The sequence below is a fragment of the Rhodopirellula sp. UBA1907 genome (genome assembly GCF_002337565.1).
In the GTDB taxonomy this organism is placed as follows: Bacteria; Planctomycetota; Planctomycetia; order Pirellulales; family Pirellulaceae; genus Rhodopirellula; species Rhodopirellula europaea.
Genome location: NZ_DDGH01000048.1, coordinates 81,818 through 88,994 on the forward strand (window position 1 = coordinate 81,818; position 7,177 = coordinate 88,994).

Consider the following 7,177-nt stretch of genomic DNA (forward strand, 5'->3'; position numbering starts at 1 on the left):
AGATTGATGTGGTCGCCGCCGCGGAAGCTCGCGGGTTCATCTTTGGAACGCCTCTGGCAATGCGACTCAATGCCGGCTTTGTGCCGATTCGAAAGCCAGGCAAGCTGCCGTTTGATTTGCACTCGTTCGCGTACGAGTTGGAATACGGAAGCGATGAGCTACAAATCCATGTTGACGGGATTAAACCTGGCCAGCGTGTGCTGATCGTCGATGACTTGCTGGCGACCGGTGGCACCGTGGAAGCCTGTTTGCGATTGCTGGAAAAATGCGACGCAGAGGTTGTGGGCTGCTCGTTCTTGATCCACTTGGTCGCACTGGGCGGCGAAGCCCGTTTGTCGCCTTACCATGTCCACAGCGTGCTGGAATACGGCGGGGATGATGCGGAGGACGAGCTCAGCATTCAGAACCGTCCGCCGGGACCTAGTGTTTGATGGAAGTAGAAAGGGCCGCGGCGGATCAATTTCCGTTGCGGTGTGCGATCAGGCTGCGAAGAGTCGTCATCGCCGTTCTCGCGTTGCGAGCGTACTCGGGAGCACGCAGATCGGCGGAGTAATGCGTTGGCACTTCCATGACGGTGTTTGCCGCGCGAGCGACTTTGGCCGTGATTTCGGCATCAATACCGGATCCGGTTTCTGTCAGCGGCAACGAGCGAATGAGATCGCCGAGGAAGACTTTGTGACCGGTCTCAAGATCCGACAGATGCAAACCCGTTGTCAGGTTGCTGCATGTGGTCAGGCAACGATTGACGATGCGACGCATCCGGTTGCTCAACCCGCCTCGCAAGTTGTTGCTGTGTGAGCCGCCTCGAAGCATGGATCGGGACCCATAAACGACTTCGGCTTGTTCTTCCAGAATCGGCCAAATCGCACCGAGAAGGTCGGCTGGATCGTAGGCCATGTCAGCGTCTTGAATCGCGACCACATGTCCACGTGTGTGACGCAGTGCCATGCGGATGGCAGAACCACGACCGTGATGACGTCGGCGGTGCAGAATGGTTCGGTTGGAACGTTCCGGCAACCCTCGAAGGTAGTGCCAGCTTCCGTCGACACTGCCATCGTCGACCAGAATCGTCTCTGTTGCCGGTGGCATGACCTCGTCGATCCGGTCGACCACTTCGGGGATGTATTCCCGGCAATTGTGGATTGGAACAATGACGGAAACGTCAATTTGTTTGACTGGCGATGCACCACACGCGATCTGGTTCGCTTCCGCGATGAGGCCAAGCGTGTCGTCGATCCGCTGAAGAATCTCGTCTGGATTGACTGCGTCGTCCGAGGTGGTCAACGCTTGATCGAGTTCTTCAGGTGCCGCTAGAAACTTCTCGACACTCGGTTGGAAAGTGGTCGTCATAGGGGTCGTCGCTTTGAAGTCGCCGTGTGGATCGCAAGTGATAGCGATCGGGGCACATCGCCACGGAAACTATGGGCAACGATTCTCAGTCGAGCGGACTCGACCGAGATTTTCGAATGACAGGACCTTGCCTTTGGAGGGTTGCGTTGAGGGTTGCAACGGTTGCAGCAGTCGAGGTCAGCTGGCGACGTCAAGTGACGTCGCCAGGACAATCGTGATGGGCCAGATCAGCGGGCGATGAACGTCGAATTTGGACCCAGGGTCCCCATTCCCGCCGCGGGGCTGTGATCGAGCACGTATGGGCCGAGGGTGCGGTCCAGGTGCAGCAACAGCCGTGTCTTCTCGGTCGGAACCAAGCGTCGGGCGGGTTCGAAATCTCCGGTGTAGATCGCTTCCGCCGTGATTCGAACTTCGTCGATCTTGCCGAGGAACGATCGTGTGGGTTGTCCGGCATTGTCAGGATCGGCTCCCACGAAGAGCGGGTACGGGTTGGTCTTGCGAGTTCCCTTGGCCGCGACGGAAGAGATCTGCTTGCCATCGACATAGATCCGAACGCTTTCGCCGTCAAAGACCCCGGCCACGTGAGTCCACTCGTCGACGGTGAGTTTGTCCTTCGCCTTGGCGGAGTAGTACTTGCCATCCAAGTTGACATCGAACTGGGGCACGCCCTCATCAGAGAAGATCGCGAATTCGCTGCTTTGTGTTTTGGCAATTGCACCACGCATGCCTTCGGTTTGGCTTGGGTTCAGCCAGGCTTCCACGGTGAAGGGACCGCTAGGAAGAGCGAGAGTATCCGAATCGACGCGAATTGCGGAACGTTCGCCTTTCACTTCCAAGCACTGGTTGTTCTCGCCACTGAAGTAATCCGCTGGCACGGCTGCCAGTTGCAGTTTGACGGGGGTCGAAACGCTGGGCAGTTCGATGCGAGTGTTTTCGCCGATGTAAACGCGATCCAATTCAACGCGAGGAATGGTCCAAGTCGCCGTGTCATCGGCGATGCGACGTAGTTTCACCGTGAATGTTTCGGTGGCACCCGCGGCCAGAGTCATGTGATCGTGGTCCAGCGAGCTGAGCCAATCGCGTGACGCGGAACCGATTGATGCGGTGATGTCCATGTCGCGTGGTGATGGGTTGTTGATCGACACGACGACTTGGCCGGCCGCTGATCCATCGGTGTTCAAGAGCAATTCGCTTTTGGTGATTACCGGACGAACTTTCCGAGCTTCATTGACCTCATCAACGAATTCAGGTGTGAACTCGGTCGGATCCATCACCGCGCCGACTGGCAACGATGCGACGGAGATGTCATCGGGTCGAACAGTGACCACATTCAAGTGATGCAAGTAACCAGCGCCGGGAATCTCCGCGGACAGGTGGCCGCCGGTCGTTGCTAGCGTGTAGTACTCGATGCCATCTTTGGGGCCGTCATATCGCATGTGGTGAATGTGACCGGCGAAGACAGCCGAAACATTCCCTGCTTGCTTCATCATGTCGTGAACGGTGTCCCAGTTCGAACCCGTGTAGCCGCCACCGATCCAGCGAGGATGATGCAGGAACACGAACACGTGATCGAGTTCTTGATGCTGTTGCAACGCCTCAGACAGAAACTCGAGTTGTTTGTCGCTCATGCGTTGAAGCTTGCCAACATTGAACGCCTTTTGGTTCGTGACTGGATCGCCTTCATCGCTGTAGAGAACGACGAAGCCCGCGTTCTTGTGACGAAAGGTGTACCAGAGAGGGCCGAAGTGTTCTTCGTAGTTTGAGTCGTGTTGGCCTTGCGGTGCCTCACCTTTGCCACGCCAGTAAACGTCGTGGTTGCCGGCGACTGGGAACCAACGCACATCGAGTTCGTTCATGATTTCTTTGTACTCCGCCATCTGACGCATCCACTCGGGTTTTTCGTTGTACCCTTGGATCAAATCGCCGACCGTCATCACCAAATCGGGAGACAGCAAGTTGGTGTCTTTGACGGCTTGTTCCAGCACTTTCAATCCGGCGGGCACGCCACCGGTCCGGTCGCCATAGACGACGAAGTGAAAAGCGTCTTCTTCGTTGGCGAGCGGCAGAACCTGCGTGCTCTCGCGAGTTGTGTAGAAGCTGTCGTTCGTTTGATGCTCGTGCGAGTGGCCTTCATCGCCGTCGTGAGCAAAAGAAATGGTTGGCAGACCAGCGACAGAAACAAGGCAAAAGAGCCCTGTCGCGATGGACTTTTTTAGGCGGGCGGAGAGGTGGGTGGGCATGTTGCAATTCGCGGAAGGAGGTGGCGTAAGTTTCGGAGTAAACCTAGACAATCCCGAGTTTAGCCCAAGTGGCCGACCCGTGAATTTTGAGCGAAGAACTGGCGTCCGAGACTACGCCTTCGCCCCGCCAAAGGACTGGTCCGGTGATGCTGTTCCAAGCCGCCCACAACGGTCGCATCTTTCCAAACTGAGCGTACTGGTTTCACGAACGACGGTTCATCTCCGAGAACTGCCGCAAATGGATCAAAGTTGTATCTCGCCGTTTGGTGTGCTTATCAAATCAGTGATTCCGCTGTTTAGGTTTTATAGGACCGCGTGTTCATGGAATCGAACACCCATGGCTAGCTGCGAGCGATGGCGTTCCTCGTGAACGGTGGTGTCGATGTCGGAATTCCACCGAAGTCCGTCGTCAATGGTTTGGCTTCGATCAGCGACTGACTTTACCCTGCAATCCAGTCCTGGTGACGTTTGGATTGGGAACCACCACGATCACCATGCCTTTGCGTGGAGGCTCACTTAGCCGTTGGCGAGGTGTTCGTCCGATTGGACGGGTGGAATGAAGCGTTCGACTTGAACGTTGGTGACCCGCAAGTTGCCGCTTTCCAAGTTGAAACCGAGTGCGCCGTGATTGAACGTTTGGTCCGCGAGTGAAAGTAGCACGTGCCCACCGACGGACACTTCGATGTAGCTGCCGTATGCGATCAGTTGCAGTTCGACTTCGCCGCGAACTTCACGTTCCCAGTATCCTGCCTGCAGGCTTTGGAACTGCATCGTTTCTTCACCCGACCCGTCTGGACCGCTGCCCCAAGCACGTAGCTGGGCAACACCTTTGAACAAATCCAGCGACAAGTAGTATCCGTCGTGAGATTCGCGATCGAGTCGAAATGCAACGCCGCATTTGCCCTCGACCATCATCTTCATATGGCATCGCAACCGGAAGCAACTGAGGTCTTCTTCCAACGCGAAACACTGAAAGCCGGATTCACAATCCAAGTCGAACGAGTTGTCGTTTGATGTGCGAGCGGACTGGCATTCGACTGGTTTGATCGGCGAGAGCTTTTCAACTGGGACCTCACTTTCAACTAAAGAGTCGAAGCCCTCAAACGTCCGGACTTCCAGTTGGCCGTTTGGCAAACGACAAATGCGTTTGGGCGGTGGCATCAAATTACCGGTTTGTCGGTCTGCACCGCCCGGCGTGAAGAAGCTCCATAGCAGAATCCCTTTGTCATCGGTCGTGATTCGACCGGCATAGTTTCCGCTGGCAAGCAACACGTTGTCCGCGTAGGTTCGCCAGGGTTTGCCGATCTTCTCCGTATGCCAATACCGAATTTTCGCGTCTTCACGCATGCTGCCGACGAGGTAATAGTCGCCGTTGATCTTGAACAGGTTCGGGACTTCGATGTCGTCATACAGTCCTGGATGATGAAGCGGCGGACGTTGCTCGAACTTGTTCGGCTGAACTTCTTCCATCACCGCGACGCAGCCTCGACGAACGATTGGGCCGTGGTTGACTCGTCCGGCGGCCAGCAACCAACCGCGACCGTTTTCGTGGTAGTAGTACGGGTCGCGCCATGACACCCAGTTGCGAGCCTCGTCGATTTCAGACTCGTAGTGTTCACGGTCGGGGCTGAGAGGAAAGCAGCTCTTCATATCTTGCTTGAACGGCGGTTGCGGCGGCCGACCAGGCAAATCGTATGGCAATGCCGATCGGCGATCTTCCCACGCGACGGGAGCTTTGGTCCAACAATAGAGATCATCGCTCTCGGCCATCCCGAGTCTCTGTTTCGCACCGTGGTCTCGGCGAGACAGCCCGGTGTAGAACATCCGCCACGATCCAGGCCGGTGCGGGTTGGGGCTGACATGCATGGTCCACAGCATCGAGTCATCCCAGCTGCCGGGATCACCGATGAACAGCGCGTTTTCGACTCGCCGCCAAGAGAAGCAGTTGTTGCTGACCGCGTGTGCGATGAAATCGTGATTCGGAAGAACGAGGTGAAACAGATGGTAGATGCCATCGTGATAAAGAATATCGACGTCACCGAGAGTCTTTCGGGTGCCGGCTGTTTCTGAATACATGCAGATCGAAAGTTTTGAGAGTAAACGGTTTTGCCCGACGAAGATCCGTTTCGCCTGAGCAGGGTCGGTTTGGATGAGTGCTGAGTGGATGAACCAGATTGTGGCTAAGTTGGTGAATTCAATCGATCTGATTCTTGCAACCGAGTTCGGCCCAGTGGGGCGACTCAGTGTAGATCGCGGCAAATTCACTTCGCGTCGTCTGGGTTGGTGAAAGCTACAATTCCGATGCGAACAGTCTTGCGCACAGGCCCAATGTTGAACGCCAAGCGGTGTGCTCGGGAAGTCCGAGTTCGCAGTTTGGCAAGAGTGACTCGTACCAGTCGCTGAACTTTTGGATGGTCGGTTGATCGTGGATGACCACAGACAGTTCATAGTTGAGAAAGAACGATCGCACGTCAAAGTTGGCGGAACCAACCACGGCGGTGAAGTCGTCTACGATGCCAAGTTTCGCGTGCACCATGCTGTCCTGGTATCGGTACAGCCTGGCACCGAGGTATTGCAGGTCGTCCATGTAATCGATGCGAGCGTAATCGACCGGAGCAAGGTCGCTGTCCTCCGGCACAAGGATGCGGACATCGATGCCGCGGCGACATGCGGATTCCAAACACCTCATCGACTGTGCGGTTGGAACGAAGTAGGGCGTGCAGATCCAAACGCGTTCTTCGGCACGATTGATGGCGTAGTTCCAAAAGTCTTCCAGGATTTCCTCGGGGCCGTCGGGACCAATTGGCATCACCGTCATGCGAGTATCCTCGGGATGCGTCGGTGGATGAGGGCATTCATAGTCGACCGGCGGCAACTTCTCCTCGGCGACGAAGTTCCAATCGCTGCAAAAGACCGCTTGCAGCTGTGCCGCCGCGGGGCCTTCGATGAGAACGCTCATGTCGACCCAGCGTTCATCGTCCTCGTTGATGTCGAGTTCTTCTTCGACCAAGTTGGCTCCGCCCAAGATCGCACGACGACCATCGGCCACGGCAAGTTTGCGGTGGTTGCGGAAATTCAGATAGGCAAGCCGGCTGAGTTGCGACATCGGCTTGAAACGCATCGCGCGACCGCCCGCTTCGCGAATTTGTTCGAGTTGTTCGTCGGACATCAGGAACGAACCGAAACCGTCACATAGCAATCGCACCTGGACCCCTTCGCGAGCCCGGGCGCAGAGCCGTTCCACAATCCGCTGGGTGCTTTTTCGTTCATCCATGATGAAGGTCATCACGTACAACACATCTTGAGCTTGATCGATCAATTCCAGATAGGCGTCGAGAACATCGTTGGTACGGTGGAGCAAGCGGACTTGGTTTCCAATTGTCGGGGAACGCAACCCTCGTTTTTCGAGCATTCGTTCCAAGCCGGACCGTGAGCAATCGCTGCCATCCGCCGCTGCCGGCAAATCGACCAGCTTGCGCTGTGAGTGTTCAGCGGAGATTTTTCGGCCTCCCAGCCACAGGAATAGGACCAGCCCAATCGGCGGTGAGAGCAAAACGAGTCCGAGCCAGCCGAGTCGGCCCACATTG

General features: G+C 56.2%; 5 protein-coding genes. 1 reads left to right on the forward strand and 4 read right to left on the reverse strand.

Annotated elements, in window-relative coordinates:
• The coding region (locus B2R17_RS10230; protein WP_286763906.1) for an adenine phosphoribosyltransferase at positions 1 to 431 on the forward strand (431 nt) is incomplete at its 5' end.
• Positions 432 to 456: 25 nt separating this feature from the next.
• On the opposite strand, the gene B2R17_RS10235 is transcribed toward B2R17_RS10230, so the two are convergent.
• The 4 genes from B2R17_RS10235 to B2R17_RS10250 all read right to left on the reverse strand — a co-directional run.
• Positions 457 to 1,350, reverse strand: a complete 894-nt coding sequence (locus B2R17_RS10235) for a glycosyltransferase family 2 protein (RefSeq protein ID WP_008672567.1) — start codon at positions 1,348 to 1,350, stop codon at positions 457 to 459.
• Positions 1,351 to 1,577: 227 nt separating this feature from the next.
• The gene (locus B2R17_RS10240; protein WP_008672569.1) at positions 1,578 to 3,590 is read right to left on the reverse strand and encodes a LamG-like jellyroll fold domain-containing protein; all 2,013 of its coding nucleotides are present in this window, start codon (positions 3,588 to 3,590) and stop codon (positions 1,578 to 1,580) included.
• Positions 3,591 to 4,106: 516 nt separating this feature from the next.
• Positions 4,107 to 5,666, reverse strand: coding sequence for a glycosyl hydrolase family 32 protein (locus tag B2R17_RS10245; RefSeq protein WP_008672571.1), 1,560 nt, complete (start codon positions 5,664 to 5,666; stop codon positions 4,107 to 4,109).
• Positions 5,667 to 5,880: 214 nt separating this feature from the next.
• A partial coding sequence (locus B2R17_RS10250; protein ID WP_286763907.1) for a phospholipase D-like domain-containing protein occupies positions 5,881 to 7,177 on the reverse strand: 1,297 nt, incomplete at its 5' end.

Excerpts from the sequence above, each read along its gene's own strand:
- B2R17_RS10235 (WP_008672567.1), bottom strand. The coding sequence starts at position 1,350 with ATGACGACCACTTTCCAACCGAGTGTCGAGAAGTTTCTAGCGGCACCT.
- B2R17_RS10240 (WP_008672569.1), bottom strand. The coding sequence starts at position 3,590 with ATGCCCACCCACCTCTCCGCCCGCCTAAAAAAGTCCATCGCGACAGGG.
- B2R17_RS10245 (WP_008672571.1), bottom strand. The coding sequence starts at position 5,666 with ATGTATTCAGAAACAGCCGGCACCCGAAAGACTCTCGGTGACGTCGAT.